Genomic DNA, 24,448 nt, shown 5'->3' with positions numbered 1-24,448 from the left:
CCGCTGAGCCGGCTCAGCGGCATACCGCTCCACTGCGCTCACGTGAGGCCGAGCTTCTTGGTCGTCACCTCCCGCATCTCGACCTTGCGGATCTTGCCCGTCACCGTCATCGGGAACTCGTCGACGATCTCGACGTAGCGCGGGATCTTGTAGTGCGCGAGCTGCCCACTGCAGAACTCCCGGAGCGACTCCGCCGTGATCGGCTCGGTCCCCGGGCGCATCCGGATCCAGGCGCAGAGCTCCTCGCCGTACTTCGCGTCGGGCACGCCGATGACCTGGGCGTCGAGGATGTCCGGGTGGGTGTAGAGGAACTCCTCGATCTCACGCGGATAGACGTTCTCGCCGCCGCGGATCACCATGTCCTTGATCCGGCCGGTGATCTCGACGTAGCCGTCGTCGTGCATGATCCCGATGTCACCGGTGTGCATCCAGCCGTCCTCGATCGCCTCGGCCGTCTTGTCCGGCTGCTGCCAGTAGCCGAGCATGACCGAGTAGCCCTTGGTCTGGAACTCGCCCGGGACGCCGCGGGGCACGACCTCGCCCGTGGCCGGGTCCGCGATCCGGATCTCGAGGTGCGGGCCGACCCGGCCTACGGTCCGCGTCTTCTGCTCGAACGTGTCGTCCGTCCGGTTCTGCGTCGACACCGGCGAGGTCTCCGTCATGCCGTAGCAGATCGTCATCTCCTCGATGCCCGAGGCGATCAGCTTCTTCATCAGCTCGGCGGGACAGGGCGAGCCGGCCATGATCCCGGTCCGCACCGTCGAGATGTCGTAGTCGGCGAAGTCCGGCAGGTTCCACTCGGCGATGAACATCGTCGGCACGCCGTAGAGGCTCGTGCACTTCTCGTCCTGGACGGTCTGCAGCGTGATGGCGGGGTCGAAGCCCGGCGCCGGGATGACCATGCAGGCACCGTGGGTCGTGCACGCGAGGTTGCCCATCACCATTCCGAAGCAGTGGTAGAAGGGCACCGGGATGCAGACCCGGTCCTGCTCGGTGTAGTCGCACAGCTCGCCGACGAAGAACCCGTTGTTGAGGATGTTCCGGTGCGAGAGCGTCGCGCCCTTCGGGAAGCCCGTCGTGCCGGAGGTGTACTGGATGTTGATCGCGTCGTTGTTGTCGAGGCCGGCCTGCACCTGGGCCAGCTGCTCGGCCGACACGTCGTCCGCGTGCCCCAGCAGCTCGTCCCAGTCGGGAGTGCCGATCAGGATGACCCGCTCGAGACCGGGCAGGTCCGGACGGACCTCGTCGATCATGGCCGCGTAGTTGCTCGACTTGAACTCCTTGGCCGAGATGAGCGTCGAGATCCCGGCCTGGCCAAGGACGTAGTGCAGCTCGTGGGCCCGGTACGCGGGGTTGATGTTGACGAGGATCGCGCCGATCTTGGCCGTCGCGTACTGCGTCAGCGTCCACTCCGAGCAGTTCGGCGCCCAGATGCCCACACGGTCACCCTTGGCGACGCCGACCGCCATCAGGGCCCGCGCCAACCGGTCGACGTCCTCCTGCAGCTGCGCGTAGGTCCAGCGCCGGCCCTGCGCCACGTCGACCAACGCCTCACGGTCCGGGAACCGCGCCACGGTCGCGTCGAAGTTGTCACCGATCGTCTGCTCGATGAGCGGTGGTTCGGTCTCACCGACGGTGTGCGACAGGGTCTCGGATGCGGTCTGGGCAGGAGCGGACATCGGTGTCCTCCGGGTCGGTGGGCTCGTTCATTCCACAGCAAATCCTGCACCCGGCCGCTGTGCAAGGGCGACGCGTCAGGAGTCACACCGAAAACGTCGTCATGAAGCGCCCGGCCGAGCGTCCTACAGGTAGCGCCCGTCCCTGATCCCCCGAGCAGGGACGGGCGCCCATCGCGCTTCCTTCCGGCGGGCGCCGAGATACGAACGAGGCCGTTGCCGAACCTCTTCCTTCGATGCGGTGAGGCCTGTCCACGTCGTGTGGAATCGTGATCAGGACTTCACTGGGGGGCTCATGAGCACCGTCGCGATGACGCCGCGGGCTGCCGCTGGGGCGCAGTCCATGCAGGAGTATGCCGCTCTGCTTGCTTCCCTTCGCGCTCTTCCGTCGAGCGCGTGGTCGGCTCCGACCGACTGCACTGGCTGGACGGTGCGCGACATCGTGGCGCACGTCGTCGGGGCCGCCGAGGAGTCCGCCCGCCCGTGGGTGCAGGCGCGGCACTATCTGCCGGCGCTCGTCCGCGACCGCAACCGTCTGCTCGTCGACAAGGTGAACGACGCCCAGCTGGCCGACCGGCGCACTGCCACCCCTGACGAGCTCATGGCGGAGCTGGAGCCCTTGGCGCCCAAGGCTACTCGGGGGCGTGAGCGGCTGCCCGCGTTGCTGCGCCGGATGCCGCTGCCGACCTCTCAGGGCGGACTGCCCGGTGACACATTGGGCTACCTCTGCGACGTCATCTACACCCGTGACATCTGGATGCACCGAGTCGACATCTCGCGAGCGACCGAGACACCGATGGCGGAGTCGACAGCAGAGCCCGAAGTGGTCGCACAGGTGGTGCGCGACGTCGCACGCGCGTGGACGGGTGAACCCTTCACCCTGGAGCTCACGGGACCGCTCCCCGATCACGCCGCTTGGCGCTGCCGACGCAGCTCCTCGGCCCCGGGCCCGACCAGCTCGCCCAGCGCCACGGGCCGGCCGGTGAGCAGGAGCAGGAGCGCGCGGACCGGCCCGGCCACCTCGGAGCCGTCGCCGACCGTCCACTCGACATCGGTGGCCGAGAGCCGGTAGCCCTCGAGTGGGAGCGTGTCGAAGACCCTTGCCATCCAGGATCCTCGGGTGTCCCAGATCCGGCCGGCCGCCTCGGCCGCAGCGTGCGGGAGCATGTCGAGGTGGCGCCCGAGCGGGACCGCGATGTCCTGGCCGTGCACGAGGATGTCGGTCAGCGTCTCACGTGGCGTGACGAAGCTGTTGTGGCGCCGCGACCCGACCATGGCGCGGATGCGGCCGGTGATCTCCGCGCGCGGGAGCCGGGCCTGCATCACCGCCGTGTCGTGAATGACGCGGTTGAGGGTGCCGCTGCGCAGCAGCCGGGGGTTGTGCAGCGTGAACACGGCGATGTCGCGCAGGCGCTGCTGCTGAAGGGTGAGGTGTGCCGCGACGTGCCGCACCGTCCAGCCGGCGCAGAGCGAGGGATGGTCCCACTGTTCGTCGGTGAGGGAGTCGAGCAGGTCGGCCGTGCGTCGGCGCTGGTCGTCGATCGCCGCCCAGAGCTGGTCATCGTCCATGGCTCTCCTTCCCGCCGCCACTCCCGTCCGCCGAGCAAGCGGGTGATACAGTCGAACTGGTTCGTGAATCGAACCAATTTAGTTCTGCCATAGGACGAGCGCAAGAGGCCCAGTGACCCGCGAGCTGCCCACTCCACTCCTGATGTTCATTGCCCACCGCGCCGCCGAGGGCAGCATCTTCACCGCCCTGCGCGATGCCGGCTTCACCGACGTCACGCAGGCACAGGGGCGCCTGCTCGCCGGGATCGACCCAACCGGCACACGACTCACGGTCCTCGCCGACCGGGCCGGCATCGCGAAGCAGACGGCGACGGCCCTCGTGGACAAGCTGGAGGCCGCCGGCTACGTGCAGCGGGTGCCCGATCCAGGCGACGGTCGAGCCCGACTGGTCCGCCTCACCGGGCGCGCCGAGGCCATGATCCCCGTCGCCCGAGCCGAGGAGCAGCGCATCGAGGGTGAGTGGGCGGCACACCTCGGTCCTCGTCGCATGCGGCAGCTCCGCGAAGCCCTCACGCAGCTCCGGGAGATCACTGATCCGTACGTGGGCCAGTAGCCCCCGGCCCGCTCCGTTGCGGCTGACCTCACACCGGCGGCGTGGGAGTGGTGCGCGACCCCCCTCTCAGGTGGATGGCAGAGGGTTCACAGGTCGCGAACCTGTCCAGTCCGCGGCTGATGGGTCAGACTGGCCGACATGGGCGAGGAGACCGAGGCCGAGTCGCTGGCCGAAGTACAGACGCGGCTGCAGGAGCGCTTCCCGGGCCTGTCCCCCACGGTGGTCGAGGCAGCGGTGCGCACCGCCCATGCCAGCCTGGACGGACCGATCCGGGACTTCGTCCCCGTCCTCGTCGAGCACGCCGCGCAGGACCGGCTCGCGGCCTTGGCCCCCGCAGAGGAGGAGGTCGGCCCCCAGGTGGAGCTGGAGTAGCGCCGGACCGATCCTCGGCCCCGGGCACAGCGCAGGGCCCCGACCGACGTCTCCGTTGGTCAGGGCTCTGGTTACTGTCTCAACACAGCGCGCACCCGAAGGGATTCGAACCCCTAACCTTCTGATCCGTAGTCAGATGCTCTATCCGTTGAGCTACGGGTGCAGGTCCCGGTCGCTTCCGCAGGCGGGACGATCAGTTACCTTAGCGCGTCCGCTGCCGCCCACGAAATCGGGAGGTATGGCGCTCAGCCGCGGACCAGCGGCAGGACCCGTCCGCGGGCGCGAGCGGACGAGCGGCACCGGGCTCAGCGGCATACCGGCCTGAAAGTTCTGCAAGAAACCGACAGCCTCCTGTCGAATTCCTTGCGCCTCCGCGCGCTTGTGAGCGGATTCACGAGCGAGCGGGTATCTGGCCGTCGAAGGCCACGGACGCCCCGGCGTACCGTGAACCCATCACGTCATCTGTTCACGATGTGGACACCCATCGGCCGTCCACGGTTGAACAAGCACCGGCACGAGGTGGTCCGGGCACCACCAGCAAGGGATGAGGTTCTGAAGTTGACTACGACGACGACCAGCCAGACGACGCATGCTCGCCTGGCCGAGTGGGTGAGCGAGGTCGCCGAGCTGACGCAGCCGCGCGACGTCCGCTGGATCACGGGCAGCGACGAGGAGTGGACCGAGCTGACCGACGAGCTCGTCGACGCGGGCACCTTCGTGCGGCTCGACGACAGCAAGAAGCCGAACTCCTTCTACTGCGCCTCCGACCCGAGCGACGTCGCCCGCGTCGAGGGCCGCACGTACATCTGCTCGCAGGACGAGAAGGATGCCGGGCCGACCAACAACTGGATGGCGCCCGACGAGATGAAGTCCATCCTCACCGACCTCTACCGCGGCTCGATGAAGGGCCGCACCATGTACGTCATCCCCTTCGTCATGGGCCACCTCGAGGCCGAGGACCCGAAGTTCGGCGTCGAGATCACCGACTCCGCCTATGTCGTCGTCTCGATGCGGATCATGGCGCGCATCGGCAGCGACATCCTCCGCAAGATGGAGGAGACCCAGGTCGAGTTCGTGCCGGCGCTGCACTCCGTCGGCGCCCCCCTCGAGGAGGGCCAGCAGGACGTCGCGTGGCCGTGCAACGACACGAAGTACATCGTCCACTTCCCGGAAGAGCGGGCCATCTGGAGCTACGGCTCCGGCTACGGCGGCAACGCGCTGCTCGGCAAGAAGTGCTACGCCCTGCGCATCGCCTCCGTCATCGCGCGTGACGAGGGCTGGATGGCCGAGCACATGCTCATCCTCAAGCTCACCTCCCCCGAGGGGAAGGTCCACTACATCGCCGCGGCATTCCCGTCCGCCTGTGGCAAGACCAACCTGGCCATGCTGACGCCCACCATCCCCGGCTGGAAGGCCGAGATGGTCGGCGACGACATCGCCTGGATGCGTTTCGGCGCCGACGGCCGGCTCTACGCCGTCAACCCCGAGTTCGGCCTCTTCGGGGTGGCCCCGGGCACCGGTGACTCGACGAACCCGAACGCCATGGCGACGGTCAACAAGGGCAACTCGATCTTCACGAACGTCGCACTGACCGACGACGGCGACGTGTGGTGGGAGGGCATGACCGACGAGGTCCCGGCCCACCTCACCTCCTGGCTGGGCAAGGACTGGACGCCGGCCGACGGCGAGGCCGGCACCCCGGCAGCGCACCCGAACTCGCGCTTCTGCACCCCGGCGAAGCAGTGCCCGATGATCGCCCCCGAGTACGACGACCCGCAGGGTGTGCCGATCTCGGCGATCCTCTTCGGCGGGCGCCGCAAGACGACCGTGCCGCTCGTCTACGAGTCCCGGGACTGGACGCACGGCACCTTCGTCGGCGCGACGCTCTCCTCGGAGACCACCGCTGCCGCGACCGGCGCAGTGGGCGTGGTGCGGCGTGACCCGATGGCGATGCTGCCCTTCATCGGCTACCACGCCGGCGACTACATGAACCACTGGCTCGAGATCGGCAAGCAGGCCGACGCGTCGAAGCTGCCGAAGATCTTCGGGGTCAACTGGTTCCGTCGCGACGAGGACGGCTCGTTCCTGTGGCCGGGCTTCGGCGACAACAGCCGCGTCCTCAAGTGGGTCGTCGAGCGCATCGAGGGCACGGCCGACGCGGTCGAGACCCCGATCGGCTTCGTCCCGACCCCCGACTCGATCGACGTCGACGGCCTCGACGCGACCCCCGAGACGGTGGCCAAGGCCTCCAAGGTCGACGTCGCGGAGTGGCGCGCGGAGCTGCCCCTCATCGAGGAGTGGCTGGACAAGTTCGGAGAGCAGCTCCCGACCGAGCTGCGCTCCGAGTACGACGGCCTCAAGGCCCGCCTCGACGCGGCCGAATGAGGTCTGTCCGCCCTCGCCGGTAGCGGGGCGGACGACGTGATGCGGGGCCCGGTGCCACCTCCTCGGTGGCGCCGGGCCTTGCTCGTGCCAGCATGACTTCATGCATGGCGACGAGCCCTACTCGCGGAACGAGTCCGACGGCCAGCGCCTCGACCGCAACTTCAACGAGCAGCTCCAGGAGGTGCGGATCGCGCAGGCCGGCGTGCAGATCCTGTTCGCCTTCCTGCTGACCCTGCCCTTCCAGTCCCGGTTCACCGTTCTGACCCCGGTGCAGTTGCGGATCTACTTCGTCATCCTGACGGCGTCGGCGTTCTCGGTCGTCTTCTTCACCGCACCCGTCGCGATCCACCGGGTGCTGTTCCGCCGCGGCGTCAAGGACTTCATCGTCAAGTACACCTCGGGGCTGCTCTCGTGGGGCCTGTTCACCCTCGCGCTCGCGGTCGTGGGCGGCGTCGTCCTCGTGCTCGACGTCCTGTTCAGCCCGGTCCTTGCCATCGTGACGGGAGCGGCCGTGGCCCTGCTCGCGCTTGCGCTGTGGGTCGCCGTGCCGGAGTGGCACAAGCGGACGACGCCGTCGCACAACCGCGAGGAGGAGCCCCCGGGAGACGACTGAGGCCCGCGTGGACCGCCGACGATGCAGTCCGTATGTGGCGCGGGAGCCGTGATGAAGGGCCGCCCCCTCCGCTTGGCTCCGGGGGCGGCCCTTCATCAGTTGGCGGAGGCGGCGGGATTTGAACCCGCGAGGGGTAATCAACCCCAACCCGCTTAGCAGGCGGGCGCACTAGGCCACTATGCGACGCCTCCACACCCACACGTCGAAGACGGACGGGCGTGCACAGGCTACCGGTGCGGCGGCCGGTGACCAAAACACAGCGCTCGCATGCGGCCCACAGGGCCGCAGGGCACAATGCAGGCGTTGCACCGTCTGAAGGAGAACGAGATGACCGCCGCGCCCGACCGACGCGCTGTGGGCCCGGAAAGCCGCGAGAGCCGCCGCCGTGAATTGGGCCGTCGCTTTCGGCGAGCCGTCGGTCTCACCGCCCTCGGCACACTCATTCCAGGCGCCGGGCTGACACGTACCCGCAACCGACGGCTCGGCTGGGCCCTTGTCGCGGTCACCGTCGTCGCCCTGGCCGCGCTCGCGTGGTTCGTGCTCACCCACGGCGTGATGCGATCTGGGCTGGCCCTCGCCGGGCGTCCGGAACTGCTCCGCTTCGCGGCCATCGCGTTCGTCGTCGGCGGCCTCGTCTGGTGCGGCTCGATCGTCCTCACCGCGATCCGGACGCGGCCGGCATGGCTCGACCGGACACGGAGTCGCGTCCTCGCCGCGTTCACGACGGTCATGGTGCTGCTCGTCGGGGGCACGTCCTACAAGGCGGCCGAGTACGCGACGATCACCCAGGACACGATCCAGTCGGTCTTCAAGACGAACACGACCGGGACGACTGAGGGCCCGCAGCTGGCCGAGGGCGAGGACCCCTGGGCCAACACCCCGCGGGTCAACATCCTCCTGCTCGGCTCCGACGCCGGCGTCGGACGCACCGGGACCCGGACCGACTCGATGATCGTCGCGAGCATCAACACCCACACCGGCAACACGGTGCTCATCTCGCTTCCACGCAACCTGCAGTACGTGCCGATCCCAAAGAAGAGCCCGCTCCGCCAGCTCTACCCGTCCGGTGTGTACGGCAAGCCCTATTGCATCCGCCAACAGAAGGACTCCTCCGACGGTTGCCTCCTGAACGCCATTTGGACTGAGGCGGATCAGTGGGCAGCCAATCACCCAGGAAGTTACCCAGGAGTGGCCAGCCCCGGCCGCGAGACGATCCGGGACGTGATTTCCGAGGTAGTCGGCCTGAAACTGGACCACACTGTCGTCATTGACCTCAAGGGCTTCGTGCAACTGGTCGACGCCATGGGGGGGGTCGAGATAAATGTACGGACCGGCGCATACGGAGGTCGCTTGCCGATCGGCGGGCACGTTGTCAACGGGAAAGTTGTCGGGGTCAACGGCTACTTCGAGCCGGGCCTGCAGCACCTTGACGGATATCACGCCCTCTGGTACGCGCGTACTCGTGCAGCGGACGACGACTACGCCCGAATGGGTCGGCAGCGGTGCGTCATCAAGGCGGTCGTTAACCAAGTCAACCCGGCGGCCATGCTCGCGAAGTACGCAGACATCGCGCGGATCGCCAAGGACAACATCTACACCGACATCCCGGGCCAGAACCTCAGCGCCTACGTCGACCTCATCGAGCGTGTCCAGCAGGCGAAGATCACCAGCGTGGCGCTCGACCCGAAGCACGGCGTCAACACGGCGTCGCCCGACTTCGCGGTGATCCGCAAGGCCATCGAGAAGGCGCTCAACCCGCCGAAGCCGAAGCCGAAGCCGGCCGGCACCGCCACGCACGAGACGGTCGCACCCGAGACGTCGACGCCGTCCCCGACTCCGACGCCCACCCCGTCGGGCACGGCCGGCCTCACCAACGAAGACGAGTGCTGAGACGACAACAGCCCCCCGGCCGGAGCCGGGGGGCTGTTGTCAGAGAACGCGGTGTCGCGCTGCCTGGGTCAGAGCGGACGAACCTGGTCGGCCTGCGGACCCTTGGGGCCCTGCGTGACCTCGAACTCGACGCGCTGTGCCTCTTCCAGCGAACGGTAGCCGTTCGACTGGATGGCCGAGTAGTGGACGAAGACGTCCGGGCCGCCGCCGTCCTGGGCGATGAAACCAAAGCCCTTTTCGGCGTTGAACCACTTGACGGTGCCCTGTGCCATACGGGTAACTCTTCCTTCTGTTGAGCCAGTGGGATCCCGCACCGCGCGGAACCCCGTGGCTGCCGCTTGACTCCACTCGTCGGGCGGACCCGTCGACGCCGAAAAGAAATCCCGTCACCATCTGGATGACGGGCACCTACTCGACTGCGAGGAACTGCAACTGCAACCGGCTCGACCGTAGCATGCGGGGCATCGCTGCGCGCGGTGAAGTCGGGCCGGTTTTTCACTGTTCACCCGGTGTTCTCACCAGACGGACGCGAGACGCCTCGCACGGCCAGCAGCGGTGCTCGGTCACCGCGGATCGTCGCCACCATGTCGAGGACGCGCCGGGTCGCCTGCACGTCGTGCGCGCGAAAGACGGTGGCCCCCAGCCACGCCGCGACCGCGGTCGCCGCGAGCGACCCCTCGAGCCGCTCCTCGGGCGGCAGGTCGAGCGTCTCGCCGACGAAGTCCTTGCGCGACATCGCTTGCAGGACGGGGTAGCCCAGGGCGACGACGTCGGCCGTGTGCCGCAGCACCTCCAGAGAGTTCGCGGTCGTCTTGCCGAAGTCGAGAGTCGGGTCGACGAGGACGCGGTCAGCCGGTATGCCGCTGAGCTCGGCCACACGCGCGCCCTCGGCGAGCGTCGTCAGCACGTCGCGCACGACGTCGAGCGGGTCCTCGCCATAGGTGACGTCGACCGGGTCGGTCCTCGGCGGGAGCCCACCGGTGTGCGACACGACGTAGCCGGCGCCGATCTCGGCGGCGACGTGGACCAGGTCGGGATCGGCCGCGGCCCACGTGTCGTTGACGAGATCGACGCCGACGGCACCGGCCTCACGGGCGACCTCCGAGCGCCATGTGTCGATGCTGAGGAGCACGTCGGGGTGGGTGGCGCGGGCCCACTCGAGAAAGGGGACGACGCGACGGACCTCCTCGGCCGCATCGACGTCCTCGCCCTCCTGCCCGGCGCGGACGCCGCCGACGTCGACGATGTCGGCACCTGCCTCGACGGCCGCCGCGAGCGCGCGCTTGGCGGCGTCGAGGTCGGCATGGCGGTTGCCGCTGAAGAAGGAGTCGCGAGTGCGGTTGACGATCGCCATCACCGCCGGTCTCGCGGCGTCGAACCGGCGGCCGCGCAGGACGAGCGGCCGAGCGGCCGGCAGGTCCACCGGCGCCAGCCGCCGCAGGATCTCGTCGGCACGCAGGGTCGGGTCACCCTCAGGTCGGCTGGTCACACCCTCGTATCTCATGGCGCCTCAGGAGGGTCAAGAGTGGTCAGGGCATGGTGTCCGAACTGTTATGCTGGCCATGCAGACGAACTTCGTCGCCACGGTTGCACTCGGGGGCCGCACGACGAAGAGCTGCCGGTCCCGATCGTCCCGCAATGACGGCCGACCACCTGGCCCCACAGGGCCGTTTGCAACCTGAGGAAACTGAATACAGCCATGTCGTACCTCGTCTCGTTCTTCGCGGCGATGGCCCGCCCGTCCGTAGGCGGCCCAGTCCCGCAGTTCAAGGCTCACACCACGGCAGAGGAGATGCTCGGCCTGCTCTGAGGTCGCCGCTCCTCGACGAAGCAAAGGGTTCCAGCACGAGCTGGGGCCCTTTTGTCGTCCCGCCCCCCCGCTGGTTCCAGGTAATTACCGGTCAGTGGTGTCCTTGGATTACCTCGAACCCCACCACCCCGCGCTGGTTCGAGGTAATTACCGGTCGGTGGTGTCCTTGGATTACCTCGAACCGGCGGGATCGGCGGGATCGGCGGGATCGGCGGAGGGCGTGGGATTCGAACCCACGATGGGTGTAACCCCATAGCGGTTTTCAAGACCGCCGCACTAGGCCACTATGCGAGCCCTCCAGTGGACAGTCATTCTGCCCCATCGACCACAGCGCTGAGCACTGGCCCGAGCAAGCGAACCGCCGTCCGCCTGAGCGGTCTCTCGATCGTCGGGATCGTGCTTTCGATGGTCGAGTTGCGCTCTCCGACCGCTGGGTGGGTTCGCGGCCCCCGGCCAACGCACATCCGGGCATGAAGGGGCAGCGCCATCTGGCACACTTCATCAGCTGTTCACTGCAAGTTCGGAGTCCTGCCTCGATGACCACGTCGCCCACCGTGCAGACCTCGGCCCCGGTGCCCGAGGTCACACCGCCGCTGCCGCTGCCGACCCCCGGTTGGGGCGCCGCCGAGGCACTGGCCGCGCTCGAAGCGGCCCGGCCGCAGCTGCGCACCGCGCTCGGGCGGGTCGTGACCGAGGTCAGCGCGCTCACGACGGTGATCCTCCGAGCCGGCGACCATGCCGTCAAGGTGTACCCGCCGGGCACCTGTCCACAGCACCTCGACATGATCGCCGGGCGGCTCGCGGACTCCCTGACGGCCCACGTCAGTGAGGAGGGCGCCGTGTCCACCGACCACGGGGTCGTCACGGTCTCCCGCTGGCTCACCGCATGCGGTCCGGCCACCTGGCTCGAGGTCAGCACGCTGCTCCGCCGGTTCCACACCGAGCACGACCTGACCGGCCTGCCCGCCTGGTCCCCGCTGTCCCGCCTCCCCGGGCAGGTCGCCGGCCTTGCCCCGGAGCAGGCCGCCGTCCTGCTCGACGCCCGAGCAGGACTCCTCGCTGCGCTCGCGGAGCTCCGCTCCGACCTCGGCCACGGCGTCATTCATGGCGACGTCTCGCCCTCCAACGTCATCCGCACCCTCGACGGCCCGCGCCTGATCGACCTGGACTGGGCGGCAGTCGGTCCGCGCGAGTACGACCTGGCCTCGGCCGCGCGCCGGGTCGCGGACGGCGAGATCAGCGCCGAGGACTACCGGGCCTTCTGTGATGCGTACGGGTTCGATGTGCGCGGTTGGCCCGGCCTTCCGGTGCTGGATCGGATCGCCGACCTCGGCGGAGTGGCGTTCCGGCTCTGGGACGACCGCCAGCACGGGCGCCCCCTGGACTGGGTCCCGGCCGAGGTCGCCCTCTGGCGGCAGCCCCTCTAGCCGGCGGAGGCGTCGCCGCCGGGCGGCGGCAGGGAACGCAACCATGCGGCGAAGCCGTCGTTGTTCACGGCACCGGCGCGGTGGGCCTGCACGTGGGCCAGCGCATCGGCCCCGGACACACCGAGCAGCTCGCGCACGACGAGGGTGGCGAGCAGCCCGGACCGGTTGCGGCCGAAGGTGCAGTGGACCAGGGTCTGACGGCCGTCCCTGACGAGGTCGGCCACGAGCCGGGCCAGACCCAGGGTGAGGACGGGCGAGGGCAGCTCCGAGCCGTCGACCAGCGGGCACATCAGATAGGTGAGGTGCTCCACCTCGCCGGCGGGTGCGACACTGTCCGCGTCGGCCAGGTCCACCACGACGTCGATGCCGGTCCGACGCACCCAGTCGAAGTCGACCGGGCACCCCCCGTGCCACAGCTGGCCGGGCAACTGCACGGTGGGCGGGTCGGTGGGGGTGACCCCCGGCAGCTCCACGCGCTCCGTCGTGAAGTTGACCTCGTTGCTCACCGCCGACATGTGCCCACGCTATCCACCCCACCGCTCGTGGACCGCCGGCGGGGCCCTCCGCTCAGATGTAGATGGCCGGGTCCACCCACTGGTTGAGCCCGCCCTTCTTGGGGAAGCGGAGCCGCGCCGGGATCCCGGTTGCCACCGCGCCGGACGGAATGTCTTTGACGACAACGGAGTTGGCGCCGATCTGGACGTCGTCGCCGATCTCCACCGGACCGAGCACGCGCGCGCCGGTGCCGATCGTGACGCGGTTGCCCACGGTCGGGTGGCGTTTGATCCGGGCCATCGAGCGGCCGCCGAGCGTCACGCCGTGATAGACCATCACGTCGTCGCCGACCTCGGCCGTCTCGCCGATGACGACGCCCATTCCGTGGTCGATGAAGAAGCGCCGCCCGATCCGCGCCGCGGGGTGGATCTCGACACCCGTCGCGAAGCGGACCCCCGTCGCGAGCAGCCGTGCGGGCAGCCGTCCGCCGGGCAGCCGCCACAGCGCGTGCGCCGCGCGGTGGCCCCAGACGGCATGCAGCCCGGGCGAGGTCAGCACGACCTCGAGCCGGGAGCCGGCCGCCGGGTCGCGCTCCATCGCGCCGGTGACGTCCTCGGCCACCCGCTGGGCGAGCGTGCGCACGAAGCCGAGCCCAGCGGCATACGAACGCCGGGTATGCCGCTGAGCGGGCTGGCGCTCCTCCCCGCGGACGAGCGTCAGCGGGGTCCGGGCGGTCGCCTCGGCGCCCGCGTCGCGAGGTGCGGTCGACATGTCAGTGCTTCACCTTCCGGTGCTCGAGCCGCCGGCTCACTCGCCGAGGCCCTCGAAGAGGATCGTCGAGACGTAGCGCTCGCCGAACGAGGGGATGATCACCACGATCGTCTTACCCTTGTTCTCCGGGCGCTTCGCGACCCGGGCCGCGGCGGCGAGCGCCGCTCCGGAGGAGATACCCACGAGCAGGCCCTCCTCGGTGGCAGCGCGGCGGGCATACTTCACGGCGGTCTCCGCGTCGACGTCGATGACCTCGTCGTAGACCGAGGTGTCGAGGATCTCGGGCACGAAGTTCGCGCCGAGGCCCTGGATCTTGTGAGGTCCGGGCTGGCCGCCGTTGAGGATCGGCGACTCCGCCGGCTCCACCGCGACGATCTGCACACCCGGCTTGCGTTCCTTGAGCACCTGGCCGACGCCGGTGATCGTGCCACCGGTGCCGATGCCGGCCACGACGATGTCCACGGCTCCGTCGGTGTCCTTCCAGATCTCCTCCGCCGTCGTGCGGCGGTGGATCTCCGGGTTCGCCTCGTTGGCGAACTGACGGGCGAGCACGCCACCACGCTCGGCAGCGATCTCGTCGGCCTTCTCCACGGCGCCCTTCATGCCGGCGGCCGGCTCGGTCAGGACGAGCTCGGCACCGAAGGCCCGCAGCAGCGCCTTGCGCTCGTTCGACATCGACGAGGGCATCGTCAGGACGACCTTGTAGCCGCGTGCGGCCCCGACCATGGCGAGTGCGATGCCGGTGTTGCCGGAGGTGGCCTCGATGATCGTGCCCCCGGGCTTCAGCTCGCCGCTGCGCTCGGCGGCGTCGACGATGGCGACGCCGATGCGGTCCTTGACCGAGCTGGCCGGGTTGTAGAACTCCAGCTTGGCGGCGACCGTGGCGTCGGCGCCGTCCATGACCTTGTTGAGCCGGACGAGCGGCGTGTTGCCGACGAGCTGGGTGACGTCATCGTGGATCGGCATGGGCGAGGGCCCCCTTCGAGCTGGCGGACGGATGGATGTCGTGTCCCCGGGACAACCGGCGACGCGTTATGCCTATTCCAACACGCCGTTATTGCCGGGCGACACCGCGGAGCCGTCATCCCGTCTGCCGAGACGCTGCAGGGCCCTCGGTCAGCAGGCGGGCGACGGACGTCACAGTCCCGTGGGGTTCGAGTGACTCGTCAGTAGACTGCCGCGCATGTCTGCCCTACAGATCGTGGCCATCGTCGTCTGCCTGGCCGTGACCGCCGTCGCCGTCGCGTTGTTCGTCCGCACGATCAACCACTTCCTGGCGACCTTCCGGCTCGGCCAGCCGGAGGCGCGGAGCGACCACAAGGGCGAGCGGACCGCGACTCTGGTCCGCGAGTTCCTCGGGCACACCCGGATGTCACGGCTGCCCATCGTCGCAGTCGCGCACTGGTTCACGATGATCAGCTTCGGGATCCTCTTCTTCACCCTGGTCAACGCGTTCGGGCAGCTCCTCGACCCCTCCTTCATCCTGCCCCTCATCGGGCAGTTCCCGCCGTTCGAGTGGGTCACCGAGTTCTTCGCCTGGACCGGCTTCGTCGGGATCCTCGTGCTCATGACCATCCGGCAGGTCAAGCACCCTCGCTCGGCCCCCGGCGAGCACGGCCGCCGCAGCCGGTTCTTCGGCTCCACCTTCTGGCAGGCGTACTACGTCGAGCTGACCATCCTCGGCGTCACGATCTGCATCCTGCTCCTGCGTGGCCTCGAGTACGCCCTGGGCCAACAGCAAGACCCGGGCCATGCGACCCTCCTCCACTTCCCGATGACGGCGTGGCTCGGCGGCCTCTTCTCCGGCGCGTCCGCGGCCGCACTCGGCAACGCGATCGTCATCGTCGCGGCCGTCAAGATCCTGATCTCCTTCGCCTGGATGATCACGATCGCCCTCACCCCCACGATGGGGGTGGCCTGGCACCGGTTCCTCGCGTTCTTCAACATCTGGTTCAAGCGCCACGCCGACGGGCGCACCTCCCTCGCCGAGCTGCAGCCGATCAAGGTCGACGGCAAGCCGCTCGACTTCGAGAACATCGACGAGCTCGACGAGGACGCCGCACTGGGCGTCGGCAAGGTCGAGGACTTCACGTGGAAGGGCCTGCTCGACTTCACCACGTGCACCGAGTGCGGTCGGTGCCAGAGCCAGTGCCCGGCTTGGAACACCGACAAGCCGCTGTCGCCCAAGCTCATGGTGATGGCGCTGCGCGACAACGCGCACGCGAAGGCACCGTGGCTGCTCGCCTCCGAGGAGGTGCGGGCCGCCGGGCTCGAGCAGGCGGAGGGCCTGTCCGACCGGACGAAGGCGGCCGCCTCCGTCGAGCAGCTCGTCGGGGCGACCGGCTACCAGCCGGGCGACCCGCTCGGCGCCTACACCCCGTACGGTCCGGACGCCGTCATCGACGACGACGTGCTCTGGTCGTGCACGACGTGCGGTGCCTGCGTCGAGCAGTGCCCGGTCGACATCGAGCACGTCGATGCGATCGTCGACATGCGCCGCTACAAGAACCTCATCGAGTCGGCCTTCCCTGCCGAGCTGGGCAACCTCTTCAAGAACCTCGAGAAGAACGCCAACCCGTGGGGCCTCGCACCGCGGCTGCGGATGGACTGGGCCAAGGGGCTCGACTTCGACGTGCCCCAGGTCGGCGCCGACGTCGAGGACCTCTCCGAGGTCGACTACCTCTTCTGGGTCGGCTGCGCCGGCGCCTACGAGGACCGCGCCAAGAAGACGACCCGCGCCGTCGCGGAGCTGCTCCACACGGCCGGCGTGAAGTTCGCCGTCCTCGGCGACGGCGAGGCGTGCACCGGTGACTCGGCCCGCCGCGCCGGCAACGAGTTCCTCTTCCAGATGCTCGCGCAGCAGAACGTCGAGACGCTCAACGAGGTCGGCGCCACGAAGATCGTCGTCACCTGCGCCCACTGCTTCAACACGATCAAGAACGAGTACCCGCAGCTCGGGGGCAACTACGAGGTGCTGCACCACACCCAGCTGCTCAACCGGCTGGTCCGCGAGAAGCGGCTCACCCCGGTCGCCCGACCCGACGATGCCTCCTCCACCGGCGCCGCCTCCACCGGCCACAAGGTCACCTACCACGACCCGTGCTACCTCGGCCGGCACAACCAGGTGTACGCACCGCCGCGCGAGCTGCTCCAGATCCTGCCCGGCGTCGAGTACGCCGAGATGGAGCGCAGCCGGGAGAAGTCCTTCTGCTGCGGCGCCGGCGGGGCTCGGATGTGGATGGAGGAGAAGCTCGGCACCCGGATCAACACGAACCGCACCGAGGAGGCGCTCGCGACGGGCGCCGACCGGATCGCGATCGGCTGCCCCTTCTGCAAGGTGATGCTGAGCGACGGCCTCAACGCGGCCATCCAGGACGGCAAGGCGACCGAGGAGGTCGAGGTCGTCGACGTGGCGCAGATGCTGCTCGCGGCAGTCCGCCGCGGCGACGGCGGCGGCCCGGCCGAGGAGGCCGTCCAGCCCGAGCCGGAGCCCGCGCCGACCGCCTGACACGGCACGCGTCGACGAGCGCCGTCCCAGCGGGCTCGCCAACACGGTACGCGGTATGCCGCTGAGCCCGCCCCGCTCGAAGCCCACGTGGGCGCGGGGCGGGCTCAGCGGCATACGGGCTGGGGGGCGTCGCGGCGCCGACGTGCTTTTCGTACAGCCGAATCCGAATGGACTCTGGCCAACCGGGGTATGGGTGGCGCATTCTGGACGTGGGCCCTCATGGTTCCCGATCACAGCAGGAGGCGTCATGCCACGACGAGCCATGCCTATCCCTGACGGAGTCCCGGTCTTGTCCCAAGGTCGCCACTGGAACCCCAGATCGGGCGCCTGCTTCATGGAGATGGCCTCGTTCCTCGCCGGCGAGCGATGGAGCGACCACCCCAAGTGCACGCATCCGGTGCTGGCCGCGGCTGCGCGGTGCGTCAACGACGCGGTGGACGACCCGACCAGACAACGCCTGGTCGTGATGATCCCCGAGGTCGTCGGTCTCAACCCGGACGACCCGCGCGTCGACGCGGCCATCGCCGCGCGGTGCGCCACCGAGGCGCTCCCCGTCTCGTCGGAGCGCGCGCAGCACGCTCTCGCCGTCGGCCTCCTCGCCGCGGAACGCACGCTCGCCCAGCTCGAGGGCGAGACCGGTCCGCTCGGGCGGATGTGCCGCGAGGCCCTGTCGACCGCGCCGAGCGCCGAGAAGTGGGCGCGGGACTTCACCGCCCGCGCGGGGGCCCTGCGTCGGCCGCTGCGCTCGCACGCCGCCCGCCGGCTCGTCGCGCTCTCGATCGACGCGATCGCGGAGGCGTGCGTGACCGACACGCCGGACCGGCTCGTCCGGCTGTTGCGGGCCTGCATCGACGACACGAAGAGCTTCATGCCGCCGGTTCCCGCCTCGACCTCCCGCCTCGAGGTGCCCTGGGAGCCGGCCGCCAAGGACCGGCGCCCCGAGCTGTCCGGCAGCTGAGCGAAGGCACGAGGGGTCGGCACGAGGGGCCGGCGCGCGCGTCGTCGGCGCCGGCCCCTCAGTCGGCGACGACCTCTCCCTGGCCGTTGTCGCCGTTCTGGGTGCTGCCGGCCGGAGGGGCCAACCGGTTGATGAGTGGGCCGATGACGTCCATCGGCAGCGGGAAGACCACCGTGGAGTTCTGGTCCGCGCCGAGCTCGAGCAGCGTCTGCAGGTAGCGCAGCTGCAGCGAGGCCGGGCTCTGCGAGAGCATGTCGGCCGCCTGCTTGAGCTCCGCCGACGCCTGCAGCTCACCTCGGGCATTGATCACCTTGGCCCGCCGTTCCCGCTCGGCCTCGGCCTCCTTGGCCATGGCCCGCTGCATCTGCTCGGGGATCTCGACATCCTTGATCTCGACGACCGACACGTCGACGCCCCAAGGCTTCGTCTGCAGCTCCATGATCTCGCGCAGGTCGGTGTTGAGGTCCTCCCGGTGCGCGAGCAGGGTGTCGAGGTCGGCGCGACCGAGCACCGAGCGCAGCGTGGTCTGCGCGATCTGCGAGGTCGCGATCGCGTAGTTCTCGACCTGCATGATGGCCGCCTCCGGGTCCACCACGTTGAAGAGGACCACCGCGTTGACCCGGGCCGGGACGTTGTCGCGGGTGATGACCTCCTGTGGCGGGATCGTCAGGGTGACGACCCGCAGGTCGACCCGCTCGAGCCGATCCATGCCGGGCACGAGGAACTTCAGTCCCGGGCCATAGAGGGGCCGCAGCCGGCCGAAGCGGAAGACGACGCCCCGCTCGTACTGCGGGATCACCCGCAGACACGTCACGACGAGGGCGACGACGACGATGACGACGGAGGCGACGGGGGCGATCCAACTTGGCATGTGATCACTCTCTGACGGAGGGGTTGGGCAGGTCGACCGGGGCGCGCCGGCGTTCGCTGGCCCAGCGCCTGGCGTAGCGGTCGACGACCTGGTCGAGCGAGGCCGGGGCGGGCTCCGGCCGGCGCCGCGGCACGTCGACCGCCGCGGACGAGGCCTCGTGCGGGACCGACTGCGGGAAGTTGGCCGGCGTGCGCACCAACGCGCGCCCGAGGCCGGCGGCGACCACGAGGGTGACGATGACGGTCGAGACGAGGATGATCACGTCGGCCGCATCGTGGGCGCCGAGCAGCATCGCCGCCGAGAGGAAGACCGCGATGACCGCCACGCAGAGGCTGATCCCACGGTGGAACCGCCCCGACTCGGAGTGGGGCCACGGGTCGATCGCACGGGTCAGCTCGCGGGGCCCCGGACTCGGCGAACACTCGTCCTTGATGGGGCACCGACCGCAGATGGCGTGCTGACCGGCATACCGGATCACCCGCTTGTCCGGGTCGAACGAGGCGGGATAGAGCCACTCGTCCTGGTGGCACTTCCACGCGTCCTGGTCCGAGTGGTAGACGAAGTTGCCCGTGCGCCACTGGGCCGCCTTCTCGGCCGACCGCTGGCCCATGTGGTCGAAGCCCCACGCGATGAGCAACAGCACGAAGGCATAGCCGCTGACGAGCAGGACGGTGACGGAGGGCGGCTGCATCGACCCGTCACCTCCGCTCTCGGCCGGCCGGCTCCAGCTCGACGAACAGGACGTCCTGCGGCATCTCCTCGACGGTCTCGCCGTGCCGGAAGTGCCGCACGCCGAGCCAGGTGATCCAGAGGAACGGCAGGACGCCGCCGACGATGAAGATGATGTCGCCGGGCATGCGGCTCCACTCGAGGAGCGCGTTGTTCGGGTTGGTGATGTAGCCCAGCGTGCGCGCCTCGTAGTAGCCGCTGCCGACGGAGTGGTAGAGCTGGAGCACCCCGAGCGGCAGGAGGGTGGCGAACACCATCCAGGCCAGACCGATGTTGAGGCTCCAGAAGGAGATTCGAGCCCACTTCTCAGGCCACTTGTCCGCCGGGATGAGATAGCGCAGGGCGAACATCGCCAGCCCGACGGCGAGCATGCCGTAGACGCCCATCATCGCGGCGTGGCCGTGGTTGGCGGTCAGTGCGGTGCCGATCTCGTAGTAGCTGACGATCGGCAGGTTGATGAGGAAGCCGAACACGCCGGCGCCGAGGAAGTTCCAGAACCCGACCGCGACAAGGAACATGACGGCCCAGCGGTGGGGGAACGGCTTGGACGACTTGGCCTCCTGCCGAGAGCCGAGCTGCATGAACGCCCAGGCCTCTACGGTGAGGAAGGTCAGCGGGATGACCTCCGCTGCGGAGAAGAAGGCACCGAGGGCCATGTGCTCGACCGGGGTGCCGGAGAAGTACAGGTGGTGCATCGTGCCGATGACGCCACCCATCGAGTAGAGGATGACGTCGAGGAAGATGATGCCGAGGGCGATCTTCTCGCGGACGACGCCGAGCATGACGAAGATGTACGCGACCATGACGGTGGTGAACAGCTCGAGGAAGTCCTCGACCCACAGGTGCACGACCCAGAACCGCCAGAACTCGGCGACGGACAGGTGGGTCTCGGTCGTCGCGAGCAGCCCCACGGCGTAGAAGGCGGGGATCGTCAGCGCCGAGAAGAAGAAGAGCCAGGGCATGTTGCCCTTCGACTCGCCGCGCAGCCGGCCGCGAATCCCTCGGTAGATGATGACGATCCAGACCACCATCCCCAGCGTCAGCAGGATCTGGAAGACCCGCGGGAGGTCGAGGTACTCCCACTGCTGCTCGAACAGCGGCCCCTTGGCCCACGAGACGCCGTGGATCGAGAGTCCCTCCGCCGCCAGCGAGCCGAAGACGACGACGGCGAGGGCGCCGAGGAGGGCGTAGGCGAGCTTGCTCTGCCCCTTCGGCTCCCGGCCCGAGATCATCGGGGTGAGGAAGATGCCGGCGGCGAGGAACCCGGCGGCGGTCCAGAAGAGCGACAGCTGCAGGTGCCAGGTGCGAGCGAGGTTGAACGGCAGCACGCGGGCGAGGTCGAACCCGAAGAAGGACAGGATGTCGGCCCGGTAGTGCTCGGCTGCCGCGCCGAGGACGGTCTGGACCAGGAAGAGCAGTGCGATGACGAAGAAGAACCAGGCCGTCGCCCGTTGGGCCAGCGTGAGGCCGACCTCGCCCGGCTGCCGGAACGAGATGGTCGGTGCCTCCTCGGAGTGCCAGCCGATCTTGCGGCTCCACCGCCCATAGATGGCGAACATGATGCCGGTGCCACCGATCAGCACGATGAGCGACAGCCCGGACCAGACGAGCATGTCGGCCGTCGGCCCGTTCTCGACGCGTGGCTCCATGGGCCAGTTGTTCGTGTAGGAGTAGCCGAACCCGGGTCGTTCCGCTGCGGAGGCCCACGCGGTCCAGGCGAAGAAGGAGGTGAGCGCCTTGACCTCGGCGGGGTCGGTCACGACCTGCGGCTTGAGGCCGTACTTGGTGGAGTTCTCGCCGAAGAAGCTGGTGTAGTACTGCAGCTGGGCGCGGAAGGCGTCGGCCTGCACGTTCGTGAAGGTCAGGGTGCCCGTCGACGCGTCGTAGCGGTTGGTCCGCCACTCCGTCACCGTCCGGCCCTGCGGGTCCTGAGCCCCGGCGTCGGTGTAGTGCTTCTTGGTGAACTCGGCTGCGTTGCGCAGGTATTCAGCGGTGAAGTCCTGCCCGAGGTAGCCGCCGTGGCCCATGATCGAGCCGTACTGCATGAGGCCCCGCGCCTGGAAGAGCCGCTGCCCCTCGGTGATCTCCGCCCCCGTGAAGAGCGTCTGCCCGTCCTGGGTGACGACCTTGTCGGGCTGCGGCATCGAGGCGGTGTAGGTGCGGAAGGTCAGGAAGCCCATGACGAAGAAGCTGAAGAGCATCACGAGGGCGACGCCTTGGACCCAGCCACGGGAGACGAGCATCTGGCGGGTCTGTCCGGGTTGAGGCGACATGGTCTGGTTTGCCATCAAGACTCCTGTAGCTGCGGCGGACGGTTGGAGGAGGAGCACTGGCTACGGCGGCGACGGTCTGATTGCTGGCATTTGACGCTAGCAGCGGTCCTCCGATCGCGCGCGTTGGAAATCGGGGGCCCGTATCGGGGCAAAGGGGATTCGTCGGTATGCCGCTCCGCCACCTGCCGTGGGACGGCTCGGTCGCGCTGTCGTCTCGTGTGCTCGTTCCGCCCCCACGCAGAAGCCTGCGGTGGGACAGTGGCGGGGAGGACGACGCGGCATTCACGGCGACGCCGATAACCGCGGTCGGTCGCCCCCGCATCGGTCTGGCAGGCCAGACCTTCGAGACGCCACCGTCTCCGTGCGGCGCGCCCCGGGGCTGGCCGTACCTCGAAAGGACACCAACCATGGCGTTGCGTCGCGCGCACCTTGCGCGTACCGGTGCTCTTGCAGCACCTGCCCTTGTCCTGGCAGCGATGGCGCTGCCGTCACTGCCGGCGAACGCGGCCCCCCAGTCGCTCAGCCTCGTCGGCACGACCTCGCCGCTCACCGGCCTCTTCACCCCGTCCGGGTCCGGCAGCTCGCTCGAGTTCCCCGCCCAGGAGGCGGAGAACAACTCGCCCGAGCCGTACGCCGGTGTCGTCACCGACCGCACCCTGTCCCAGGGCCACGCCCCGGGCAAGGGCGCCTCGGTCAACAGCGGCAAGAAGGCCAAGTCGAACCCGACGTTCCAGAACGGGTTCGCGGGCCTCAACCTCTACCAGCAGCGGTATGCCCGCGGCGGCAACCAGTTCACTCTCGAGCCGCCCGACCAGGGCCTCTGCGTCGGCGGCGGCTACGTCGTCGAGGCGGTCAACGACGTCATGAACGTCTACGACTCCTCCGGCGCGTCGGTGCTCCCCGACAACACGGCGACGAACGTCGTCGGCAGTCACCCGCGCAACGTCGACCACGCCGTCGACCTCAACTCCTTCTTCGGCTACCCGGCCGCCGTCAACCGGACGACGGGGGCACGCGGCCAGTTCGTCACCGACCCCAGCTGCCTGTATGACGCCGCCACGCAGCGGTTCTTCCTCGTGGTGCTGGCCCTCGAGGTCAACCCGGCGACCGGCGCTTACACCACGCAGAACCACCTGGACATCGCGGTCACGCAGACGGCCAACCCCACCGGACAGTGGAACATCTACCGCCTCGACGTGACGAACGACGGCACGAACGCGGGCGGCGTCAACCCCGGCCCGTTCCTCGGTGACTACCCGCACATCGGCGCCGACGCGAACGGCTTCTACCTCACGACGAACGCCTACCCGTGGAACAGCAACGGCTTCGCCGGTGCGCAGGTCTACGCGCTGTCCAAGGCTCAGCTCGCACGCGGCGCCGCGAATGTCCGACTGCAGCACTTCGACACCTCCGGGATGGTCGCAGCCCCGAGCGAGGCCGGAGCAACGCAGCCTGGCTTCACGGTGTGGCCTGCGCAGTCACCCGGGACGTCGTCGTTCAACACCGCCAGCAACGGCACCGAATACCTCCTCAGCTCGAACGCCGCTGACGAGGCAACGCACCCCGTGACGGGTACGGGCGGCAGCTACACGTCCAGCCAGCTCGTGGTCTGGTCGATGACGAACACCGCGTCGCTCGACTCGGCGACACCGAACGTCCACCTGAGCAACAAGATCGTCGACGTCGGGCTCTATGCCCTGCCGCCGAAGCAGCAGCAGCCCGGATCCGGGCAGCCGCCGACCGACGCCACACCGCAGGGTCGGTGCATCAACGACACGACGACGCCGACCATCGCGGGCGTGGGGTGCTGGCGGCTGCTCTTCGGGACGGAGCCGGCGCACAACGAGGTGGTCTCCACCCCGGACTCCAACGACACCCGGATGCAGCAGGTGACCTACGCGAACGGCAAGCTCTGGGGCGCCCTGGACACCGCCGTGACGCCCGTCGGCAGCACCACCAACCGCGCGGGTGTCGCGTGGTACGTCGTCAGGCCCGGCGGCTCGACCCTCGCACCGAAGGTCGCGATGGAGGGCTACCTGGGGGCGGCCGGCAAGGACTTCACCTATCCCGCCATCGGGGTGACCGCCAGCGGCCGCGGCGTCATGGCGTTCACCGCCACCGGTGACAGCACCTACCCGAGCGCCGGCTACGCGCCGATCGACGCCATCGTCGGGGTCGGTCCGTGGAACGTCGTTCCCGGGGGTGCCGGCCAGGCGACCGACGACGGCTTCACGAGCTACAAGGCGCAGGTCGGCAACCCACCGCGCACCCGGTGGGGTGACTACGGCGCGGCCGCCGTCGACGGCCAGCACGTCTGGCTCGCCAGCGAGTACATCGCCGAGGCCTGCGACTACACGACGTGGGGCGGGCCGTTCTTCATCGGCGGCTCGGGCGACAACCTGCTCGGGACCTGCGCCGGTTCAGGTTACGGTCCGGGTCCGCGCACCGCGCTGGGCAACTGGTCGACCTTCGTGAGCCACTTCGTGCCCTGACGGGTAGTGGCCCCTCGACGGGTAGTGGCCTCTCGACGGATAACACCGTCGAGAGG

At 69.2% G+C, this 24,448-nt stretch carries 19 protein-coding genes, 3 tRNA genes and 1 pseudogene; 10 read left to right on the top strand and 13 right to left on the bottom strand.

Translation table 11 applies throughout. The annotated features are described in order from the left end of the window. Positions 1-38 precede the first annotated feature (38 nt). Positions 39-1,679, bottom strand: a complete 1,641-nt coding sequence (locus N864_RS07915; protein WP_051518335.1) for an AMP-binding protein — start codon at positions 1,677-1,679, stop codon at positions 39-41. 292 nt (positions 1,680-1,971) lie between these two features. Between N864_RS07915 and N864_RS26400 the strand changes: the two are divergent. Continuing rightward, positions 1,972-2,571: pseudogene (locus N864_RS26400) on the top strand (maleylpyruvate isomerase family mycothiol-dependent enzyme); the annotation flags it as partial. An 11-nt stretch (positions 2,572-2,582) separates the two neighbouring features. On the opposite strand, the gene N864_RS07910 reads toward N864_RS26400, so the two are convergent. Further along, positions 2,583-3,245: a maleylpyruvate isomerase family mycothiol-dependent enzyme gene (locus N864_RS07910; protein WP_034715393.1), complete on the bottom strand. Its 663-nt coding sequence runs from the start codon at positions 3,243-3,245 to the stop codon at positions 2,583-2,585. A gap of 112 nt (positions 3,246-3,357) precedes the next feature. Here N864_RS07910 and N864_RS07905 point away from each other — a divergent pair, with 112 nt between their 5' ends. Both N864_RS07905 and N864_RS07900 read left to right on the top strand, forming a co-directional pair. Beyond that, positions 3,358-3,798 (top strand): MarR family winged helix-turn-helix transcriptional regulator, encoded by a 441-nt coding sequence (locus N864_RS07905; protein ID WP_240474251.1) that lies wholly within the window; start codon positions 3,358-3,360, stop codon positions 3,796-3,798. Between the two features lie 138 nt (positions 3,799-3,936). After that, entirely contained in the window at positions 3,937-4,170 is a 234-nt protein-coding gene (locus tag N864_RS07900; RefSeq protein WP_051518334.1) for a three-helix bundle dimerization domain-containing protein, read from the top strand. A gap of 90 nt (positions 4,171-4,260) precedes the next feature. On the opposite strand, the gene N864_RS07895 is transcribed toward N864_RS07900, so the two are convergent. After that, positions 4,261-4,333, bottom strand: a tRNA-Arg gene (locus N864_RS07895). A 395-nt stretch (positions 4,334-4,728) separates the two neighbouring features. Here N864_RS07895 and N864_RS07890 point away from each other — a divergent pair. Together N864_RS07890 and N864_RS07885 are read left to right on the top strand one after the other, a co-directional pair. After that, complete coding sequence (locus N864_RS07890; protein ID WP_420805210.1) at positions 4,729-6,555, top strand: phosphoenolpyruvate carboxykinase (GTP); 1,827 nt, start codon at positions 4,729-4,731, stop codon at positions 6,553-6,555. 100 nt (positions 6,556-6,655) lie between these two features. Next, positions 6,656-7,168: a DUF6328 family protein gene (locus tag N864_RS07885; RefSeq protein WP_034715391.1), complete on the top strand. Its 513-nt coding sequence runs from the start codon at positions 6,656-6,658 to the stop codon at positions 7,166-7,168. A 100-nt stretch (positions 7,169-7,268) separates the two neighbouring features. Here N864_RS07885 and N864_RS07880 read toward each other — a convergent pair. Continuing rightward, a tRNA-Ser gene (locus N864_RS07880) sits at positions 7,269-7,359 on the bottom strand. Positions 7,360-7,495: 136 nt separating this feature from the next. On the opposite strand from N864_RS07880, the gene N864_RS07875 reads away from it, so the two are divergent. Further along, on the top strand, positions 7,496-9,058 hold the full coding sequence (locus N864_RS07875; RefSeq protein ID WP_034715389.1) for an LCP family protein: 1,563 nt from the start codon (positions 7,496-7,498) through the stop codon (positions 9,056-9,058). A gap of 68 nt (positions 9,059-9,126) precedes the next feature. Here the strand turns inward: N864_RS07875 and N864_RS07870 are convergent, their stop codons facing one another. The 3 genes from N864_RS07870 to N864_RS07860 all read right to left on the bottom strand — a co-directional run bounded on the left by N864_RS07870 (position 9,127) and on the right by N864_RS07860 (position 11,167). Next, positions 9,127-9,330 (bottom strand): cold-shock protein, encoded by a 204-nt coding sequence (locus N864_RS07870; RefSeq protein WP_034715387.1) that lies wholly within the window; start codon positions 9,328-9,330, stop codon positions 9,127-9,129. A 230-nt stretch (positions 9,331-9,560) separates the two neighbouring features. Further along, positions 9,561-10,490 carry a dihydropteroate synthase gene (gene folP, locus N864_RS07865; protein WP_034715400.1) on the bottom strand — a complete coding sequence of 310 codons (930 nt, stop codon included), beginning with the start codon at positions 10,488-10,490 and terminating at the stop codon, positions 9,561-9,563. A gap of 590 nt (positions 10,491-11,080) precedes the next feature. Further along, positions 11,081-11,167, bottom strand: a tRNA-Ser gene (locus N864_RS07860). Between the two features lie 237 nt (positions 11,168-11,404). Between N864_RS07860 and N864_RS23585 the strand changes: the two genes are divergently transcribed. Then, positions 11,405-12,295: a phosphotransferase enzyme family protein gene (locus N864_RS23585; RefSeq protein ID WP_051518333.1), complete on the top strand. Its 891-nt coding sequence runs from the start codon at positions 11,405-11,407 to the stop codon at positions 12,293-12,295. Here N864_RS23585 and N864_RS07850 read toward each other — a convergent pair. The 3 genes from N864_RS07850 to cysK are packed head-to-tail and all read right to left on the bottom strand — an operon-like array spanning position 12,292 to position 14,527. Continuing rightward, the gene (locus N864_RS07850; RefSeq protein WP_034715384.1) at positions 12,292-12,810 is read right to left on the bottom strand and encodes a protein-tyrosine phosphatase family protein; all 519 of its coding nucleotides are present in this window, start codon (positions 12,808-12,810) and stop codon (positions 12,292-12,294) included. The genes N864_RS23585 and N864_RS07850 overlap by 4 nt on opposite strands. A gap of 52 nt (positions 12,811-12,862) precedes the next feature. Further along, complete coding sequence (gene cysE, locus N864_RS07845; RefSeq protein ID WP_051518332.1) at positions 12,863-13,561, bottom strand: serine O-acetyltransferase; 699 nt, start codon at positions 13,559-13,561, stop codon at positions 12,863-12,865. A 36-nt stretch (positions 13,562-13,597) separates the two neighbouring features. Further along, complete coding sequence (gene cysK / locus N864_RS07840; RefSeq protein WP_034715383.1) at positions 13,598-14,527, bottom strand: cysteine synthase A; 930 nt, start codon at positions 14,525-14,527, stop codon at positions 13,598-13,600. Positions 14,528-14,744: 217 nt separating this feature from the next. Between cysK and N864_RS07835 the strand changes: the two genes are divergently transcribed. Next, the gene (locus N864_RS07835) at positions 14,745-17,069 is read left to right on the top strand and encodes a (Fe-S)-binding protein (RefSeq protein ID WP_034715381.1); all 2,325 of its coding nucleotides are present in this window, start codon (positions 14,745-14,747) and stop codon (positions 17,067-17,069) included. A gap of 289 nt (positions 17,070-17,358) precedes the next feature. After that, positions 17,359-18,027 (top strand): hypothetical protein, encoded by a 669-nt coding sequence (locus N864_RS07830; protein ID WP_205620896.1) that lies wholly within the window; start codon positions 17,359-17,361, stop codon positions 18,025-18,027. Positions 18,028-18,085: 58 nt separating this feature from the next. Here the strand turns inward: N864_RS07830 and N864_RS07825 are convergent, their stop codons facing one another. From N864_RS07825 to N864_RS07815, 3 genes are read right to left on the bottom strand one after another with little or no spacing between them, the layout of a single operon-like run. Continuing rightward, positions 18,086-18,898 carry a slipin family protein gene (locus N864_RS07825; RefSeq protein WP_034715378.1) on the bottom strand — a complete coding sequence of 271 codons (813 nt, stop codon included), beginning with the start codon at positions 18,896-18,898 and terminating at the stop codon, positions 18,086-18,088. 4 nt (positions 18,899-18,902) lie between these two features. Beyond that, positions 18,903-19,589 carry a hypothetical protein gene (locus N864_RS07820; protein WP_034715376.1) on the bottom strand — a complete coding sequence of 229 codons (687 nt, stop codon included), beginning with the start codon at positions 19,587-19,589 and terminating at the stop codon, positions 18,903-18,905. 7 nt (positions 19,590-19,596) lie between these two features. After that, positions 19,597-21,915 carry a nitric-oxide reductase large subunit gene (locus N864_RS07815; protein WP_205620895.1) on the bottom strand — a complete coding sequence of 773 codons (2,319 nt, stop codon included), beginning with the start codon at positions 21,913-21,915 and terminating at the stop codon, positions 19,597-19,599. A gap of 461 nt (positions 21,916-22,376) precedes the next feature. Between N864_RS07815 and N864_RS07810 the strand changes: the two genes are divergently transcribed. Then, positions 22,377-24,392, top strand: coding sequence for a hypothetical protein (locus N864_RS07810; protein ID WP_051518330.1), 2,016 nt, complete (start codon positions 22,377-22,379; stop codon positions 24,390-24,392). Positions 24,393-24,448 lie beyond the last annotated feature (56 nt).

This window comes from Intrasporangium chromatireducens Q5-1 (assembly GCF_000576575.1).
Classification (GTDB): domain Bacteria; phylum Actinomycetota; class Actinomycetes; order Actinomycetales; family Dermatophilaceae; genus Intrasporangium_A; species Intrasporangium_A chromatireducens.
This window is presented reverse-complemented; position numbering and strand designations above follow the sequence as displayed.

What these genes read in the sequence shown, in the direction of transcription:
- N864_RS07915 (WP_051518335.1), bottom strand. Translation starts at nt 1,679, where the DNA reads ATGTCCGCTCCTGCCCAGACCGCATCCGAGACCCTGTCGCACACCGTC.
- N864_RS07910 (WP_034715393.1), bottom strand. Translation starts at nt 3,245, where the DNA reads ATGGACGATGACCAGCTCTGGGCGGCGATCGACGACCAGCGCCGACGC.
- N864_RS07900 (WP_051518334.1), top strand. Translation starts at nt 3,937, where the DNA reads ATGGGCGAGGAGACCGAGGCCGAGTCGCTGGCCGAAGTACAGACGCGG.
- N864_RS07885 (WP_034715391.1), top strand. Translation starts at nt 6,656, where the DNA reads ATGCATGGCGACGAGCCCTACTCGCGGAACGAGTCCGACGGCCAGCGC.
- N864_RS07875 (WP_034715389.1), top strand. Translation starts at nt 7,496, where the DNA reads ATGACCGCCGCGCCCGACCGACGCGCTGTGGGCCCGGAAAGCCGCGAG.
- N864_RS07870 (WP_034715387.1), bottom strand. Translation starts at nt 9,330, where the DNA reads ATGGCACAGGGCACCGTCAAGTGGTTCAACGCCGAAAAGGGCTTTGGT.
- N864_RS23585 (WP_051518333.1), top strand. Translation starts at nt 11,405, where the DNA reads ATGACCACGTCGCCCACCGTGCAGACCTCGGCCCCGGTGCCCGAGGTC.
- N864_RS07850 (WP_034715384.1), bottom strand. Translation starts at nt 12,810, where the DNA reads ATGTCGGCGGTGAGCAACGAGGTCAACTTCACGACGGAGCGCGTGGAG.
- cysE (WP_051518332.1), bottom strand. Translation starts at nt 13,561, where the DNA reads ATGTCGACCGCACCTCGCGACGCGGGCGCCGAGGCGACCGCCCGGACC.
- cysK (WP_034715383.1), bottom strand. Translation starts at nt 14,527, where the DNA reads ATGCCGATCCACGATGACGTCACCCAGCTCGTCGGCAACACGCCGCTC.
- N864_RS07835 (WP_034715381.1), top strand. Translation starts at nt 14,745, where the DNA reads ATGTCTGCCCTACAGATCGTGGCCATCGTCGTCTGCCTGGCCGTGACC.
- N864_RS07825 (WP_034715378.1), bottom strand. Translation starts at nt 18,898, where the DNA reads ATGCCAAGTTGGATCGCCCCCGTCGCCTCCGTCGTCATCGTCGTCGTC.
- N864_RS07820 (WP_034715376.1), bottom strand. Translation starts at nt 19,589, where the DNA reads ATGCAGCCGCCCTCCGTCACCGTCCTGCTCGTCAGCGGCTATGCCTTC.
- N864_RS07815 (WP_205620895.1), bottom strand. Translation starts at nt 21,915, where the DNA reads ATGGCAAACCAGACCATGTCGCCTCAACCCGGACAGACCCGCCAGATG.
- N864_RS07810 (WP_051518330.1), top strand. Translation starts at nt 22,377, where the DNA reads ATGGCGCTGCCGTCACTGCCGGCGAACGCGGCCCCCCAGTCGCTCAGC.